The sequence below is a fragment of the Anaeromyxobacter sp. SG64 genome (assembly GCF_022690745.1).
In the GTDB taxonomy this organism is placed as follows: Bacteria; Myxococcota; Myxococcia; order Myxococcales; family Anaeromyxobacteraceae; genus Anaeromyxobacter; species Anaeromyxobacter soli.
In genome coordinates this window covers 1-16,134 of record NZ_JALCZB010000100.1, presented here as the reverse complement: position 1 = coordinate 16,134, position 16,134 = coordinate 1, and the positions used below count along the sequence as shown (strand labels likewise).

Here is a 16,134-nt window from a genome sequence, read left to right as displayed (position 1 = left end):
CGGCCACCGCCGCGGGGGCGGGGCGCGGGCGCCTCGGCGCGCCGGATCGCCCGCGCCGCGGCGCGAAGCCGCCGGCCCTCGCGTGCGGCCTCCTCCGGCAGGATCTCGCCGAGCTCGCGGCAGAAGGCCGCGGCGGCGTCCAGCGCGGCGGCGGCGAGCGCCTCCACCTCCACCTCGACGTCCCGGGCGAGGACCCGCGACGGGCGGGCGAGCGTCACCACGGTCAGCAGCGCGCTCGGGCCGCGCCTGCGGATGACGAGCTCGAGCTCGCCGTCGCGGAACGGGACGGTGGCGTGGGCCTCCCCGCTGACCACGCGGGAGATGGCCCGCAGGAGCGCCTCGAGCGAAGGAAGGAGCGCCCCCTCCGCCCGCCCGGAGGTGATGTCGATCCCGTCGACCTCGATGGCGAGCGCGTCCACGACGGCGCGCGCCGCGGCGACCCGCGCCGGCCCCTCCGCGCGGCTCAGAGAGGCGGTGAGCCCGGGGTCGTGCTTCCAGCTTGCGCCCGTTCGGATCCGGATCATGGGATCCCAAGAATCACCGCGGAATCAGGTACTTTCAACGTTGACAGGGCAGGGGCCCCGCACGAAGATGTCCACTCCGGTGCGGGCCCCCGACGCGTGGGCCGCCCCTCCTTCTTTCCCTCTACCAAGGACGTACATGACCTTCACGGAAGCAGCGATCGAGGTGCTGCGGCGCGAAGGAAAGCCCCTCCACTTCAGGAAGCTCACGGAGATCGCCATCCGCGAGAGCCTGCTCGACCACGTCGGGAAGATTCCCGAGGAGACGATGGCCGATCAGCTCGCCGCGCACTGCCGCCTTCCGCACGAGGACCGGCGGGTGATCCCGGTGCAGCAGGGCACCTTCGCGCTGACCGAATGGGGACTCGACGAGGACCCCGCTGGGCTGGAGGCGCTCGTCGAGCCGCCTCCCGACGGGGAGCCCGCTTATCGGGGGCGCGAGCGCCACCCGATCCCCTCCCGCGAGCTCGCCCGCAGCACCGGGCGTGGCGAGGCGGGCAAGCCGCGTCGCAGGGAGGAGGAGGAGCGGCGCGGGCGCCGCTTCCCGCCGCCCGCGGAGGTCGCCTACGAGATCCTGGCCGGCGCCGGCCGCGCGCTCTCGCTCGCCGACATCGCCGCGCAGGGCGCGGAGCGGCTGCTCATGCCGGACGCGTTCGTCCGCGACGGCGGCTCGCTGCGGGCCGCGCTCGTCGAGGACAACCGCCGGCGCGAGTCGGCCGGGCGCAAGGCGCTGTTCCTCGTCGACGGGGACTCCGTGACGCTCGTCGCGCAGCCCGAGCCGGGCGAGCGTGTCGCCGCTCCGGCTGCCGCGCGTGCCGCGCCGGTCCAGACCGCGACCGAGCTGCGCCGGGCGGCCCTCGCCGGGCTGCGCCGCCGCCTGCGCGAGTGCGACGCCGCCACGATCGAGCACGTCGCGTCCCGGCTGCTCGACAAGATGGGGTTCCGCGAGCTCAAGGTCGCGAAGCGCAGCCGCGAGCACGTGATCTACACGGCGCGGCTCAAGATGGGGCTCGGCGACCTGCGCCACGGGATCCGGATCGTGCGCAACGGCGCGGACGCGTCGCGGCGCGACGTGACCGAGCTCCGCCGCGACCTCGCCCACTACGGCGCCCAGATCGGCATCGTGGTCAGCGCCGGAGAGGTGGCGCGCGAGGCGCGCGCCGAGGCGACGGCGGCGGGGCAGCTGCCCATCGTGCTCCTCTGCGGCGAGGCGCTCGCCGAGGCGTTCGCGGACGCGGGGCTCGGCACCGTCCCGGTGGTGATCCCGGAGGTCGACGACGGCTTCTTCCGCGCCGCGGCCGAGGAGGCCGAGAAGGAGGAGGCGGCCCGGCGTGCCCGGCGCGAGGAGCGCGATCGCCGCGAGGGCAGGGAGCCTCGCGAGCGCGACCGGGAGCGGGACCGGGACCGGGACCGGGACCGGGAGCCGCGCGGGGCCCGCCGCGAGGAGCGGACCGTGTCCGTCGAGGCGGTTCAGGCGGCGTCGGAGGAGCCGAGCGGCGCACCGATCGCGGAGCCGGCTGCGGGCGAGGTCATCGCGAGCGCGGCGGCGGCTGCCGAGGCGGTCGCGCCGTCGCGTCCGCCGCAGCCCGTCGCGCCGCGGGGCGAGACGTCCATCGAGGTGCCCGCAGAGCTGGACGACGAGGGGCCGGAGGGCGAGGAGGACGAGGACGAGTCCGAGGCCTCGGCCGAGGGTGAGCCCGCCACCGCGTCCGAGGCGAGCGCCGGCGAGGCCGGAGCCGGCGCAGACCGTCGCCGTCGCCGCCGGCGCAGGCGCCGGCGTGGCGGTCGGGGTCGCTCGCGAGAGGGCGCTCCCCAGGGGCAGGCCGCGGCCGGCGCGGAGGGCGCTGCGGGCGAGGCACCGGCGCAGGGCGCTCGCGAGGGCGTCGCCGCTCCCGAGGCGCCTGTCGCCGCTCCGCAGTCCGCGCCACCTCCCCCGGCTGCGCGGCAGGACGACGGGGACACCGGCGGGTAACGATGCGGAGCGCGCGCCGAGGCGTCACCGGGGTGATCGTGGCCGTCGCGGCCCTGATCGCCGCGGTGCCGGCCTGCCGCCGCGGTGCCCAGCCGGCGTCGATCGCGAGCGTTCGCATCGCCGACGGTGCGCTGGCGGAGCCGCTGCGGGAGGCGGGCCTCGACGTCCCCAGCCTGGAGAGCGCCGCGCGCGCAGCGCTGGGGGAGGCGGGCTTCCGGCTCGCCGACGGCGAGCGCTCCTACCGCGCGCGCATCGACGTGCTCGGGGTGCGGCTCGCGCCCGACGGCTTCGCGGGGAGCGCGCCGCGGGTGGAGATCGCGATCGAGCTCCAGCTCGCCCCGGTGAACCCGGAGGCGGGCGAGATCGTGCGCGAGACGAGCACCGCCACCGCGACGCTCGCCGGCCGGACGCCCCGGGACGCCTGGCGCACCGCGTTCGGCGCCGCGGCGGCGGACGCGGCCAAGGGGCTCGCGCTCGGGTTCGCCGCCGAGGCGAAGCCCCTCGACGCGCTCCTCGCCGATCTCGGCTCGCGTGATGCCCGGGTTCGCGATCACGCCATCCGCGTGCTGGCCGACCGGCGCAGCCCGGAGGCGGTCCCCGCGCTGCTCGAGCGGCTGCGGGACGCCGATCCCGAGATCGTCCAGCGCGCGGTGGGCGCGCTCGCGCAGATCGGCGACCGCCGCGCGGTGGCCCCGCTCATCGAGGTGGCGCAGGGCGGTGACCCCGCGCTGACCGCGCGCGTCGCCCGGATCGTGGGCGAGCTCGGCGGCTCCGAGGCGGAGGGGTACCTGCTCACGCTCGAGGCCGGTCACCCCGATCCCGCCGTCCGCCGCGCCGCGCGAGAGGCGCTCGCGGAGCTCTCCGCGCGCGCGGAGGCCTCGGGCTCGGCGGTTTCCGCTAAGATGCGGGCCCCATGAGGCTCCGCTCCCTCGCCGCCGTCTCCCTGATCGCTCTCGCCTGCGCCCGCGCGCCCACCCCACGGGCCGCGGCCGCCGCCCCCGGCGCCGGGCCCGCCGACTACTTCCCGCTCGCCGTCGGGAACGAATGGATCTACCGCGACGAGTCGCCCGTCCTGCCGCCCGCTCAGCGCGGGAACGAGCGCACGGTCCGGATCGTCGAGCGCACGGCGGACGGCTACTTCAAGGACACGGAGCGCGGAGAGCTGCGCGCCGACGCCGGCTGCCTGCACGATCGGACGCGCCGCCTGCTGTGCGGCCCCATCGCGGCGGGCACGCGCTGGACCTCCATCGTCTCGGCGAGCTCGACGGAGCGGTACGAGATCGCGGGGGTGGGCGAGGCGGTGACCACCCCGGCAGGCGCGTTCCAGGGCTGCGTGCGCGTGCGGGCGCACAACCGCGCGGGGCCGGACGCGGACCACGTGCTCGAGATCACCTACGCGCCCGGGGTGGGGCCGGTGAAGCTCGAGACGTTCTCGGTCGTGGGCTCGGCGGTGACGCCGCAGGTGCGGGCGGTGCTGCGCGCGTACCGGATCGGAGGCAAGTGATGCGCGAGGTCGGCATCGGGATCGCCGGGTTCGGCACCGTCGGCGGCGGGGTGCTCTCCATCCTCCGCAGCCACGCGGACGACATCGAGGCGCGGCTCGGCGCGCGCATCGCCGTGCGCCGCGTGGCGGTGCGCGACGCGACCAAGGAGCGCGCCGTCGGGCTCGATCCCGCGCTCCTCACCACGCGCCCGGAGGACCTGCTGGAGGATCCGGAGATCGCGGTCGTGGTCGAGCTCATGGGCGGCGTCGACAGCGCGTTCGACCTCGTCCGCGGCGCGCTCGAGCGCGGCAAGCACGTCGTCACCGCGAACAAGGCGCTCCTCGCCGCGCGCGGCGAGGAGATCTTCCGGCTCGCCCGCCGGCAGGGCGTGGACGTCTACTACGAGGCGGCGGTCTGCGGCGGCGTGCCGATCATCCGCACGCTCCGCGAGGCCCTCGCCTCCGACCGGATCAACTCCCTCCACGGCATCGTCAACGGGACGACGAACTTCATCCTCACCGCGATGGACGAGCAGGGCGCGCGCTTCGAGGACGCGCTCCGCGAGGCGCAGCGGCTCGGCTACGCCGAGGCGGATCCCACCCTCGACGTGTCGGGCGGCGACGCGGCGCAGAAGCTCTGCGTGCTCGCGCAGCTCGCGTTCGGGGCGCGGCTCAAGCCCGAGGACGTCCTGACGGAGGGGATCACCGCGCTCAGCCCCGAGGACTTCCGCTGGGGGCGCCAGTTCGGCTACGCGCTCAAGCTGCTCGCCATCGCCCGGCGCACCGGGCCGGCGGAGGGGGCGGGCGCGGGCGCGCCCGACCAGATCGAGGCGCGCGTGCACCCTGCGTTCATCCCGGCGGGCTCGCTCCTCGCCGGCGTCCGCGGCGCCATGAACGCGGTCGTGCTCCGCTCCGAGGCGCTCGGGCCCTCCATGCTCTACGGGCAGGGGGCCGGCGCGATGCCCACCGGCAGCGCGGTGGTGTCGGACATCATCGACCTCACCCGCAACATCCTCGCCGGCAGCCCCGGGCGCGTCCCGCTCCCGCCGGACCGGCCGCTCGTCGAGCTGCGCCCGCACGACGAGGTCCGCTGCGCGTACTACCTGCGCTTCTCGGTGAAGGACGCGCCGGGCGTGCTCGCTCGCACCGCCTCCAAGCTGGCCGAGCACCGCATCTCCATCGCGGCGGTGCAGCAGCGCGAGCAGAACGACCAGGGGCAGCCCGTGCCGCTCGTCATCGTGACCCACCTCGCGCGCGAGGCGGACCTGCGCGGCGCGATCGGCGAGATCGATCGCTACTCGACGACGCTCGCGCCCACGCGGCTCATCCGTATCGAGACCGTCTGACCGGCGGGCGCGCGCGCCCGGCCTTGCCTGGTGCGCGCGCCTCCTGCTAAACCCGGCGCCCCCGCGCTCGGGGCTTCGGCGAGGCGTCGATCATGGTGAGCACCGAGCTCCGCGTCATCTACGGCGACACGGATCAGATGGGCGTCGTCTACTACGCGAACTACCTGCGCTACTTCGAGGCGGGGCGGAACGAGTTCATCCGCGCGAAGGGGCTCCGCTACCGGGACTTCGAGGAGCGGCACCAGCTCCTGCTGCCGGTCGTCGAGGCGCAGGTGAGCTACCGCACCCCGGCGCGCTACGACGATCTCCTCACCGTGGAGACGGCCCTCGTGGAGGCGCGCCGCGCCTCGGCGAGGTTCGGATACCGCATCGTCCGGGACGGCGACGTCGTCGTCACCGGGTACACCGTGCACGCGTGCGTGGACCGGGAGGGCAAGGTCCAGCGCATGCCCCGCGAGCTGCTCGAGCGCCTGTCGGCGGGCGAGGGGCTCGCGGACCCGACTTGAAGGAGCAGGAAGGCATGGATCGAAACCTCGCGCTCGAGGTGGTGCGCGTCACGGAGGCGGCCGCGCTCGCGTCCGCCCGGCTCATGGGCCGCGGCGACCGGAACGGCGCCGATCGGGCCGCCGTGGACGCGATGCGCCGCGTCTTCGACCACGTGAGCGTCCGCGGCGAGGTCGTCATCGGGGAGGGCGAGCGCGACGAGGCGCCCATGCTCTTCATCGGCGAGAAGGTGGGCCGCCAGGGGGAGGGGGACGTCGAGGTGGAGATCGCCGTCGACCCGCTCGAGGGGACGAACCTCTGCGCGACCGGCGCGCCCAACGCGGTCAGCGTCATCGCGATCGGCGAGAAGGGTAAGCTCCTGCGCGCGCCCGACGCGTACATGGAGAAGATCGCGGTCGGCCCGGGGGCCCGGGGCGCCATCGACCTCCGCCTCTCGCCGACCGAGAACCTGCGGCGCGTCGCCGACGCGCTCGGGAAGTACCTCGAGGATCTCACCGTGGTGATCCTCGATCGTCCTCGCCACGAGCGCCTCGTCGCCGAGGTGCGCGCGGCCGGGGCGCGGATCAAGCTCATCGGCGACGGCGACGTGTCGGGCGCGCTCAACACCTGCTTCCCCGAGTCCGGCGTGGACGTGCTCATGGGCACCGGCGGCGCGCCCGAGGGCGTGATCGCCGCCGCGGCCCTCCGCTGCGTGGGCGGCGACATGCAGGGCCGGCTCCGCTTCGCCAGCGAGGAGGAGCGCGCCCGCGCGACGCGGATGGGCCGCTCCGACCCGGACAAGGTGCTCTCGCTCGAGGAGCTCGCCGGCGGGAACGTGATGTTCGCCGCGACGGGCGTCACGAACGGCGACTTCCTCCGAGGGGTGCACTTCACGGGGGACGGCGCCCGCACGCACTCCGTCGTGATGCGGTCGAAGAGCGGGACGATCCGTTACATCGAGACCATCCACAGGTTCGCCCGCGCCCCGGACTACGGGCACTAGGGCGCCGCCCCGCCGTCGCGCCGCGCGGCAGGCGGGAGAGCCGCCGCGGGGCGCGACGCCCCTGGAGGAGACGAATGGCCGCCATCTCGCGTGAGGTCGTCATCGACGCGCCCGTGGAGCGCTTCTTCGATCTGGTCGTGGACTACGGGCGCTACCCGGAGTTCGTGCCCGGAATCCATGCCTGCCGGGTGAAGGGCGGCGGCCCGGCGAGCCGCGAGGTCGAGTACGAGCTCGACGTCGGCGTTAAGAAGATCCGGTACGTCCTCCGTCACGTGGAGGAGCGACCGCGGCGCGTCGCCTGGTCGCTCGTCTCGGGAGACATGATGAAGGTCTCGAGCGGCTCCTGGGAGCTCGAGGACGCGGGCGGGAAGACGCGCGCCCGGTACACGGTGGACATCCAGATCGCGAAGCCGCCGCTCGTGCCGCAGGTCATCGTCGACCGCGTGGCCGACGAGCTCACCCGCGTGCAGCTGCCGCGGACGCTCGAGGCGTTCAAGCGCCGCGCGGAGCTCTAGCAAGTCGCTCGAAGCGTGCGCAGCTGGCACAGCCCCGTGTGGCTCGCCGACGCCTGCCGGCCCGCATGCCGATCGTCTCCGGCTAGCTCCGAAGAGAGCGCGGGCGCGCATCCTTGACCCCCCATCTCGGCGGGGTTTACGATGATTCTTGGCCCTGGTCGGGACATCTGAATGCGCCGCCGAGGCGCATCGTTAAGACAGGAGAGCGCGAACGGAGAGCCGTCCCAGAGGGAACGCAGCTTGCACATCCAGGGACCGGAGACGAGGACGAGGCCGAGGGGACGAGACATGCTGGACGCCTACGTCATCGAGGAGATCAAGCGGCGCGAGCGAGAGCAGCGCCGTGACGATCGTCCGGTCATCGAGCTGCCCATCCCCCAGCCTGCGCACCGGCCGGGCGGCGAGGAGCCTGCCGACCGCGACGACGGCCGGAAGGATCGCGGCGTCGTGATCATCGACCTCGGCTGACCAGATTCGTAGGAGGCGCTCGCCAGAGGCGAACGCCGACGAGAGGGCGCGGACCGCGAGGTCTCGCGCCCGATTTCTTCTCTGCGTCCTTCGGGCCGGGTCTCGGAATACCGATTGACCGTCGCGGATGCGGCGGGCACATTCCGGCACCCGAACGGCGGTGCGCTTCGCCCGCCGCGGCCAGCTGGCGCTCCGCGCCGCGAGGGAGGGACCTCCGATGACCGAGATCATCAACGTGACCGCGCGCGAGATCCTCGACTCGCGCGGCAACCCCACGATCGAGGTCGAGGTCGCGGTCGGGACGGGCGACGTCGGCCGCGCGGCCGTACCGTCGGGCGCCTCGACGGGCGAGCACGAGGCGCTCGAGCTCAGGGACGGCGACAAGCGCCGCTACCTGGGCAAGGGGGTCCGCAAGGCGATCGCGAACGTGCTCGACGAGCTCGCCCCGGCGGTGGTCGGGCTCGACGCCGCGGACCAGGCGGTGCTCGACCAGCGCATGATCGAGCTCGACGGCACCGCCACCAAGTCGAAGCTCGGCGCGAACGCCGTCCTCGGCGTCTCGCTCGCCGCGGCCAAGGCGGCCGCGCAGGCGCACGGGCTGCCGCTCTACCGCTACGTCGGCGGCGTCGGGGCGCGCACGCTCCCCGTGCCGCTCATGAACATCCTGAACGGCGGCGCGCACGCCGACTCGAACGTGGACATCCAGGAGTTCATGGTGGTCCCGCTCGGCGCCCCGACCTTCGCCGAGGCGCTGCGCTACGGCGCCGAGATCTTCCACGCGCTGAAGAGCGTGCTGAAGAAGAAGGGGGCCGGGACCGGCGTCGGCGACGAGGGCGGCTACGCCCCGAGCCTCGCCTCGAACGAGGAGGCCCTCGCGCTCATCATGCAGGCGATCGAGCAGGCGGGCCTGAAGCCGGGGGACGACGTCGCGCTCGCGCTCGACTGCGCGGCGAGCGAGTTCTTCGAGAAGAGCTCCGGCAAGTATGAGCTCGAGGGCGAGGGGAAGGCCTTCGACGGCAAGGGGCTCGTCGACTTCTACGCCGGGCTCGCCGCGAAGTACCCGATCGTCTCGATCGAGGACGGCTGCGCGGAGGACGACTGGGCCACCTGGAAGCTGCTCACCGAGCGGCTCGGGTCGAAGCTCCAGCTCGTCGGCGACGATCTCTTCGTGACGAACGTGACCCGCCTCTCGCGCGGCATCCAGGACGGCGTCGCGAACTCGATCCTCGTGAAGGTGAACCAGATCGGCTCGCTCACCGAGACGCTCGAGGCCGTCCGCATGGCCCACCGCGCGGGCTACACGAGCGTGATGAGCCACCGCTCCGGCGAAACCGAGGACACCACGATCGCGGACCTCTCGGTGGCGTGCGACTGCGGGCAGATCAAGACCGGCTCGGCGTCGCGCACCGACCGGGTCGCCAAGTACAACCAGCTCCTCCGCATCGAGGAGCAGCTCGGCAAGGCCGCCCGCTACGCGGGGCGCGACGCGTTCAAGGCGCTGCGCTGACCGCCGAGGCGGGCTGGACGTTCGACGCGCCGCGGGATCGATCCCTCGGCGCGTCTTCTTCTTCGGGACGAGCAGGGATCTCGACCACCCCGCTCCACGCTCCGCGCCGCCGCGCCCGTGCGCACTGCGAGCGGCGAGTCGAGCGATCGGGCTTTTCGCGGAAAAGTGGACGTTGACGGGGGTTCCGTTTGACCGCAACCCGTGCGTTTCGCTAGGTTCGCGCGCCACACCGACGGCGCGAGGAGAATGCATGCGGGCCCAGTGGATCGCGAAGCGTCACGGCCAGCCGAACCTGACGCAGATGCATCATGCGCGGCGCGGGATCGTGACCGAGGAGATGGCGTACGTCGCCGAGCGGGAGCGGCTCGCGCCGGAGGCCGTGCGCGAGGAGGTCGCCCGCGGGCGGCTGGTGATCCCGGCGAACGTGAACCACCCCGAGCTCGAGCCCATCGGGATCGGCGTCGCCGCGACCTGCAAGATCAACGCGAACATCGGGAACAGCGCCGTCACCTCCGACGTGGACGAGGAGCTGCGCAAGCTCGGCGTGTGCCTGCGCCACGGCGCGGACACGGTCATGGATCTCTCGACCGGCGGGGACATCCCGCTCATCCGGGAGAACATCCTCCGGCACAGCCCGATCCCGGTCGGCACCGTGCCCATCTACGAGTGCCTCGCCCACGTGAAGGACGTCGTCGACCTCACCCCGCGCATGCTCCTCGACATCATCGAGGCGCAGGCCGCGCAGGGCGTCGACTACATGACGATCCACGCGGGCGTCCTGCGCGACATCGTCCCCATGGCGGCCGGGCGCATCACCGGCATCGTCTCCCGCGGCGGCGCGCTCATCGCGCGCTGGATGGCCGCGCACGGCGAGGAGAACCCGCTCTACACGCACTTCGACGCCATCTGCGAGATCTTCAAGCGCTACGACGTCACGTTCTCGCTCGGCGACGGGCTCCGGCCGGGCTGCCTCGCGGACGCCTCCGATGCGGCCCAGTTCGCGGAGCTGAAGGTCCTCGGCGAGCTCACGCGCAAGGCGTGGCAGCACGACGTCCAGGTGATGGTCGAGGGGCCGGGACACGTCCCGCTCGACCAGATCCCGATGAACATGCAGAAGGAGCGGGAGCTCTGCGACGACGCCCCGTTCTACGTGCTCGGGCCCATCGTCACGGACATCGCCCCCGGCTACGACCACATCACGAGCGCCATCGGCGCGACGGTCGCCGCGCAGCACGGCGCCTCCATGCTCTGCTACGTCACGCCGGCCGAGCACCTCGGCCTGCCCGACCAGGAGGACGTCCGGCAGGGGATCATCGCGTACAAGATCGCCGCCCACGCCGCCGACGTCGCCCGCCACCGGCCGGGCGCGCGCGATCGCGACGACGCGCTCTCGCGGGCGCGCTACGCCTTCGACTGGAAGCGCCAGTTCGAGCTGTCGCTCGATCCCGACGCCGCGCGCACGAAGCACGACGCGACCCTGCCGCACGACACGTTCAAGTCCGCGGAGTTCTGCTCGATGTGCGGGCCCAAGTTCTGCTCGATGCGGATCCACTCGCACCTCGGCGACGCGGACGCCCCGGGCGCCGCGCCGCCCTGCGGGGCCGAGCCCGCGCCCGAGCCCACCGCGCGCGCCGGCGCGCTGCCCATCGCGAGATAGGCCGTAAACGGCCGCGAGCCCGCCGGGGCCCCTCCGCGATCGCGGCGTGGCCCGCTGCGGTCGCGCGTCGCGAGCGGCCGCCCAGCCCGGACCCGCCCCTCGGGGACGTGGGACGCGAAGTGTCGCCGAGCCCGCGCCGGGTTAGGATCCGCCCGATGGCACCCCCGGTCACGGTGTACGAGGTCGGCCCCCGGGACGGGCTCCAGAACGAGGCGCGCACCGTCCCCCCCGGCGACAAGCTCGCGCTCGTCCGCGCGCTCGCCGAGGCCGGGCTGCGCCGCATCGAGGCGACGAGCTTCGTCTCGCCGCGCTGGATCCCGCAGCTCGCGGACGCCGCCGAGGTCACCGCGGCGCTGCCGCGCGCCGAGGGCGTGTCCTACGTGGTCCTCGTCCCCAACGCGAAGGGGCTCGAGCGACTCGTCGAGGCGCTCGGCGGCGGGGGCCCCGGGCACGCTCCGGTCGACGCCGCGGTGTTCCTCTCGGCGTCCGAGAGCCACTCCCGCCGGAACATCAACAAGGGGGTCGCCGAGGCGCTCGAGGAGCTCGCGACGCTCGTGCCCGCGGCGCTCGCGCGCGGGCTCCGGGTGCGGGGCTACGTGTCGACGGTGTGGGGCTGTCCGTACGAGGGGAGGGTGGATCCGGCGCGCGCGGTGGAGATCGCGCACCGGCTCCTCGCCCTCGGCTGCCACCAGGTCTCGCTCGGCGACACCATCGGCGTCGGGACGCCCAACCAGACGCGCGACATCGTCCGGCGGGCGCTCGCGGGCGCGCCGCCCGAGGCGCTCGCGCTCCACATGCACGACACGCGCGGGACGGCCCTCGCGAACGTGCTCGTCGGGCTCGAGGAGGGGCTCACCACCTTCGATTCCTCGATCGGCGGGCTCGGCGGCTGCCCCTACGCGCCGGGCGCGTCGGGCAACCTCGCGACCGAGGATCTCGTCTACATGCTGCACGGGATGGGGATGGAGACGGGCGTCGACTGGGAGCGGCTCGTCGCGGCGGGCGCCCTGGCGCAGCGGCTCGTCGGCCGCCGGCTGCCGGGCAAGGCGCTCCAGGCGGAGCTCGCGCGCGCCGGGGCGGGCGCGTGACGCGGGCGCTGGATCGAGGCAGGGACGGACCCCGGGAGGCGCACGTGAGGCAGCTCCGGATCGATCGTCGCGACGGCGGCATCGAGGTGTGGACCATCGACGGCGAGGCGCGGCGAAACGCGATCTCGCGCGCGCTCCTGCGCGATCTCGAGGAGCACCTCGCCCGCGCGGCCGCGGATCGCGCGCTCCGCTGCGTGGTCGTGACCGGCGCGGGGGACAAGGCGTTCTGCGCCGGGGCGGACCTCAAGGAGCGCGCCGCGATGTCCGCGGAGGACGTCCACGCCTTCCACCACGGGCTGCGACGGGCGCTCCGCGGCATCGAGGAGGCGCCCCAGCCGTTCGTCGCGGCCCTGAACGGCGCGGCGCTGGGCGGCGGCCTCGAGCTCGCGCTCGCCTGCGATCTGCGCCTCGCGGCGGAGGGGGCGGAGCTGGGCCTGCCGGAGGTGGCGCTCGGGATCATCCCCGGCGGCGGAGGGACGCAGCGCCTCGCCCGGCTCGTGGGCGTGGCCCGCGCGAAAGATCTCGTCCTCACCGCGCGCCGCGTCTCCGCCGCCGAGGCGCTCGCGATGGGGCTCGTGACGGGCGTCGCCCCGGGCCACCGTCTCCTGGAGGACGCGGTGGCGCTCGCCGCGCGCATCGCGCGGAACGCGCCGGTCTCGCTGCGGCAGGCGAAGCGGGCGATCGACGGCGGCTTTCACCTGCCGCTCGAGGAGGCGCTGGAGCTCGAGAACCGGCTTTACCAGGACTGCCTCGGCACGAAGGACCGGGTGGAGGCGCTCCGCGCGTTCGCGGAGAAGCGGCCGCCCGTCTTCACGGGCGAGTGACCGTCCCCCGGACTCGGGACTCCCCGGCGCTCCCGCGACGGCGATTCTGAGGTAACCTCCGTCGCCGAAAGGGTCCGCGGCACCGAATGGGCGAGGGCGAGCACACCATCATCGGGAAGATCCCGCGGGAGCGCCTGAACCAGATCGCCTCCCGCAAGCTCTCCGCCCTCGGCATCCCGGTGCGGCTCGGCTCCGACCGCGAGACGCTCGAGGGTGAGCTCGCGCTCTCTCGCGCCGTCCACCCCGCGACCGGCCAGCCGATCCCGCGCGCCCGCTTCGTGGTCGCCGGCCACGACCACCTCCGCTTCGTGGACGCGCCCCTCGCCGCGCTCGGCCCCGTGCCGTTCCAGGCTCACGAGCGCGCCGCGCAGCTCGATCAGGCCGTCGCCGCGCTGCTCCAGGAGCGCGCCGCGGCCCTCTCGGACGTCGCCGCGAGGCTCCGCGCGCTCCGCCTCGAGGCCGGGCTCGAGGCCGACCGGCTCGCGGTGCGGGCGATCGTGAAGACGCCGCGGCACGCGTTCGAGCTCCTCGGCGGGCCCGAGGGCATCCGCGTCTCGCGGGTCGCGCCGGTCGGCGGGGCGCCGTTCGAGGTCTCCCCGGAGTTCCCGCCGCTCGAGCTCTCCGGGCTGCGCACGCCCGCGGAGCTCGAGCAGCACCTCGTCGGCGCGCTCTCGCGGATGACCCCGGTCCACGCGCGCGACGCCCGGACCCCCGCGCCCGTCGCCTCGCGGCTCGAGGTCACCCCGCCGCCGCGGAACGCGCTCACGCTCGCCACCCTCGCTGCCGTCTTCGGGGAGGACGCCATGCTCGCGCCGAACGCGATGGTGGAGCTCGTGCAGGAGTTCGAGCACGGCGGGACGCGCTACCGCTTCGTCGCGAGCCGCGAGATGGGGACGCGCTTCAAGGGGCGCCTCATCGGCCCGAGCGGCGACGTCTGGTCGGACCGCTTCGAGCTCGGCGCGTTCCCGGGCACGCGCGCGCTCGTCGCGCTCGCGCTCGGCCTCGCCCCGGGGCAACCCTCCGCGCCCGAGCCGGGCGGCGCCGCCGTCGCCTCCGCCGGCGCGGCCGGTCTCCCCGGGCACCTGCAGCCGAGCCCGGGCGAGGTGTGGGTCATGAACGTGGTCGTCGAGGACGCACGCGACGGCGACGTGCGGTACGTCGGCACGGACATCGACGGCCGCCCCTACGGCGCGGCGCGCGTCCTCCCCCGCGCCGACTTCGAGGCGGTGTTCTCGCAGGAGCGGGGCGGCTGGCGCCTCCTCGTCCTCGTGGACCAGGTGCAGGACGGCAGCGTGATCTATCGTCAGCTCGACGCGAGCCGGCAGCCCATCGGCGCCCCCCGCAAGATGGCGGCGGCCATCCTCGTCGCGAACTTCGTGCCGGAGGCGGCGGCCTACTGATGACGACCGGGAACCCCATCGCCGACCGCGTGCTCGCGGGTAACGTCCGCGCCGCGGCGAGGCTCATGCGCGATCTCGACGACCGCCAGCCCGGCGCGGAGGCGGCGCTCCGGGCGCTGTTCCCGCGCACGGGGCGCGCCTACGTGGTCGGCCTCACCGGCGCGCCGGGCGCGGGGAAGTCGTCCCTCACCGATCGGCTCATCGCGCACCACCGCGCCCACGGCCGGACCGTGGGCGTCGTGGCGGTGGACCCCACGAGCCCGTTCACCGGCGGCGCCATCCTGGGCGACCGGATCCGGATGCAGGACCACGCGCTCGACCCCGGCGTCTTCATCCGCTCGCTCGGCACGCGCGGCCACCTCGGCGGCCTCTCTCGCTCGACGTCGGACGTCGTGCAGGTGCTCGACGCCATGGGGAAGGACGTCGTGATCGTCGAGACGGTCGGCGTGGGGCAGGACGAGATCGAGGTGGCGAACCTCGCGCACACGGTGGTGGTGGTCGCGGTGCCCGGGCTCGGTGACGACGTCCAGGCCATCAAGGCCGGCGTCCTCGAGATCGCCGACGTGTTCGCGGTGAACAAGGCCGACCGGGAGGGCGCGGATCGCACCGTGCGCGACCTGCAGGGGATGCTCGAGCTGCGCCGCATGGTGGCGGCGCGGCCGGGAGACCACGACGCCGCGCATCGCTTCGGGGGAGCGTTGGGCCTCGCGGCGCCGGACGGCTCCTGGGAGCCTCCCATCGTGCGGACCGTGGCGCTGCGCGACGAGGGCATCGCGGAGCTGGCCGCGGCCGTGGACGCGCACCAGGCCCACCTCGAGACGTCCGGCGGCCGCCGGATCCGCGACGCGGCGCGCGCGAGGGCCGCGTTCGTCGCGGTGCTGCGAGAGCGCCTCGTGCAGGGCGCGCTCGAGCGGCTCGAGGCCGAGATGGGCGAGCTCGACGCGGTGGCGGCGCGCATCGCCGCGCGCGAGGCGGATCCCTACGCGCTCGCCGACGAGCTCGCCGCCCGCCTGCGCACATGAGGACCGGCATGAACGACGCGAACGACCCGGGCCGGAGCGCGACCTCCCCGGGCGAGGAGAGACCCGCCGATCCGGTCGCGGCGCTGGAGGCGCGGCTCGGGCTCGCCGTGGGGGACCGCGCCATCGCGCTCGCGGCGCTCACGCACAAGTCCTACGTGAACGAGCACCGGGACGAGGCGGGCCTCACCGACAACGAGCGGCTCGAGTTCCTGGGCGACGCGGTGATCGACCTCGCGGTGTCGCACCGGCTCATGGACCGCTTCCCGGGGGCGCGCGAGGGCGATCTCTCCAAGATGCGCGCCGCCGTGGTGGACGAGCAGGGGCTCTCGGAGATGGCGCGCGCGCTCGACCTGGGCTCGCTCCTGCGGCTCGGGCGCGGGGAGGAGCTGACCGGCGGGCGCCGGAAGTCCTCGCTCCTCGCCGACGCCATGGAGGCCGTGGTGGCGGCGCTCTACCTCGGCGACGGGCTCGCGCCGGTGCTCGTGCTCATCGATCGCTTCCTGGGCGAGGCGTTCGCGCGGGCCGCGGCCGGCACGCTCGACCGCGACTTCAAGACCCAGCTCCAGGAGCTCTCGCAGAGCAGGCTCCGCGCCACCCCCCGCTACCGCGTCGTGGGCGAGCACGGCCCGGATCACTCGAAGACCTTCGAGGTGGAGACGGACCTGCGCGGCGAGGTCGTCGGGAAGGGCGCCGGCCGCTCGAAGAAGGACGCGGAGCAGGCCGCCGCGAAGCTCGCCCTCGACCTGCTCGCGAGGAGGTTCGCGGAGGCGGGCGCGACCGAGGCGGCGGCGTCGCCGTCCGGGCCCGCCGCGCCCGCGGGCGCGCCGGCCGGCGCGGGCGTACCG

Annotated in this window: 15 protein-coding genes and 1 pseudogene; 15 read left to right on the top strand and 1 reads right to left on the bottom strand. The window is 74.7% G+C overall.

What is annotated here, in order from left to right:
• A pseudogene (locus tag MNZ29_RS20515) lies at positions 1-524 on the bottom strand (pyrrolo-quinoline quinone); the annotation flags it as partial.
• Positions 525-660: 136 nt separating this feature from the next.
• On the opposite strand from MNZ29_RS20515, the gene MNZ29_RS20510 reads away from it, so the two are divergent.
• The 15 genes from MNZ29_RS20510 to rnc all read left to right on the top strand — a co-directional run.
• Positions 661-2,493: an HTH domain-containing protein gene (locus MNZ29_RS20510; RefSeq protein WP_242340751.1), complete on the top strand. Its 1,833-nt coding sequence runs from the start codon at positions 661-663 to the stop codon at positions 2,491-2,493.
• 32 nt (positions 2,494-2,525) lie between these two features.
• Complete coding sequence (locus MNZ29_RS20505; RefSeq protein ID WP_242340750.1) at positions 2,526-3,410, top strand: HEAT repeat domain-containing protein; 885 nt, start codon at positions 2,526-2,528, stop codon at positions 3,408-3,410.
• Positions 3,407-3,997, top strand: a complete 591-nt coding sequence (locus MNZ29_RS20500; protein WP_242340749.1) for a hypothetical protein — start codon at positions 3,407-3,409, stop codon at positions 3,995-3,997. The genes MNZ29_RS20505 and MNZ29_RS20500 overlap by 4 nt, the downstream gene beginning before the upstream one ends.
• Complete coding sequence (locus tag MNZ29_RS20495; RefSeq protein WP_242340748.1) at positions 3,997-5,322, top strand: homoserine dehydrogenase; 1,326 nt, start codon at positions 3,997-3,999, stop codon at positions 5,320-5,322. The genes MNZ29_RS20500 and MNZ29_RS20495 overlap by 1 nt, the downstream gene beginning before the upstream one ends.
• 92 nt (positions 5,323-5,414) lie before the next feature.
• Positions 5,415-5,828, top strand: coding sequence for a thioesterase family protein (locus MNZ29_RS20490; RefSeq protein WP_242340747.1), 414 nt, complete (start codon positions 5,415-5,417; stop codon positions 5,826-5,828).
• A gap of 14 nt (positions 5,829-5,842) precedes the next feature.
• Positions 5,843-6,808: a class II fructose-bisphosphatase gene (gene glpX, locus MNZ29_RS20485; protein ID WP_242340746.1), complete on the top strand. Its 966-nt coding sequence runs from the start codon at positions 5,843-5,845 to the stop codon at positions 6,806-6,808.
• A 74-nt stretch (positions 6,809-6,882) separates the two neighbouring features.
• A complete protein-coding gene (locus MNZ29_RS20480) occupies positions 6,883-7,323 on the top strand; it encodes a type II toxin-antitoxin system RatA family toxin (protein WP_242340745.1) in 441 nt (146 codons plus the stop codon).
• A gap of 288 nt (positions 7,324-7,611) precedes the next feature.
• On the top strand, positions 7,612-7,791 hold the full coding sequence (locus tag MNZ29_RS20475; RefSeq protein ID WP_242340744.1) for a hypothetical protein: 180 nt from the start codon (positions 7,612-7,614) through the stop codon (positions 7,789-7,791).
• 217 nt (positions 7,792-8,008) lie between these two features.
• The gene (eno, locus tag MNZ29_RS20470; protein WP_242340743.1) at positions 8,009-9,298 is read left to right on the top strand and encodes a phosphopyruvate hydratase; all 1,290 of its coding nucleotides are present in this window, start codon (positions 8,009-8,011) and stop codon (positions 9,296-9,298) included.
• Between the two features lie 250 nt (positions 9,299-9,548).
• Complete coding sequence (gene thiC, locus MNZ29_RS20465) at positions 9,549-10,955, top strand: phosphomethylpyrimidine synthase ThiC (RefSeq protein WP_242340742.1); 1,407 nt, start codon at positions 9,549-9,551, stop codon at positions 10,953-10,955.
• A 155-nt stretch (positions 10,956-11,110) separates the two neighbouring features.
• Complete coding sequence (locus MNZ29_RS20460; protein ID WP_242340741.1) at positions 11,111-12,043, top strand: hydroxymethylglutaryl-CoA lyase; 933 nt, start codon at positions 11,111-11,113, stop codon at positions 12,041-12,043.
• A gap of 44 nt (positions 12,044-12,087) precedes the next feature.
• The gene (locus MNZ29_RS20455) at positions 12,088-12,867 is read left to right on the top strand and encodes an enoyl-CoA hydratase-related protein (RefSeq protein ID WP_242340740.1); all 780 of its coding nucleotides are present in this window, start codon (positions 12,088-12,090) and stop codon (positions 12,865-12,867) included.
• A gap of 86 nt (positions 12,868-12,953) precedes the next feature.
• A complete protein-coding gene (locus tag MNZ29_RS20450; protein ID WP_242340739.1) occupies positions 12,954-14,267 on the top strand; it encodes a hypothetical protein in 1,314 nt (437 codons plus the stop codon).
• Entirely contained in the window at positions 14,267-15,289 is a 1,023-nt protein-coding gene (meaB, locus tag MNZ29_RS20445; protein ID WP_242340738.1) for a methylmalonyl Co-A mutase-associated GTPase MeaB, read from the top strand. Before MNZ29_RS20450 ends, meaB begins: the two co-directional genes overlap by 1 nt.
• 8 nt (positions 15,290-15,297) lie before the next feature.
• A partial coding sequence (gene rnc, locus MNZ29_RS20440) for a ribonuclease III (RefSeq protein ID WP_242356524.1) occupies positions 15,298-16,134 on the top strand: 837 nt, incomplete at its 3' end.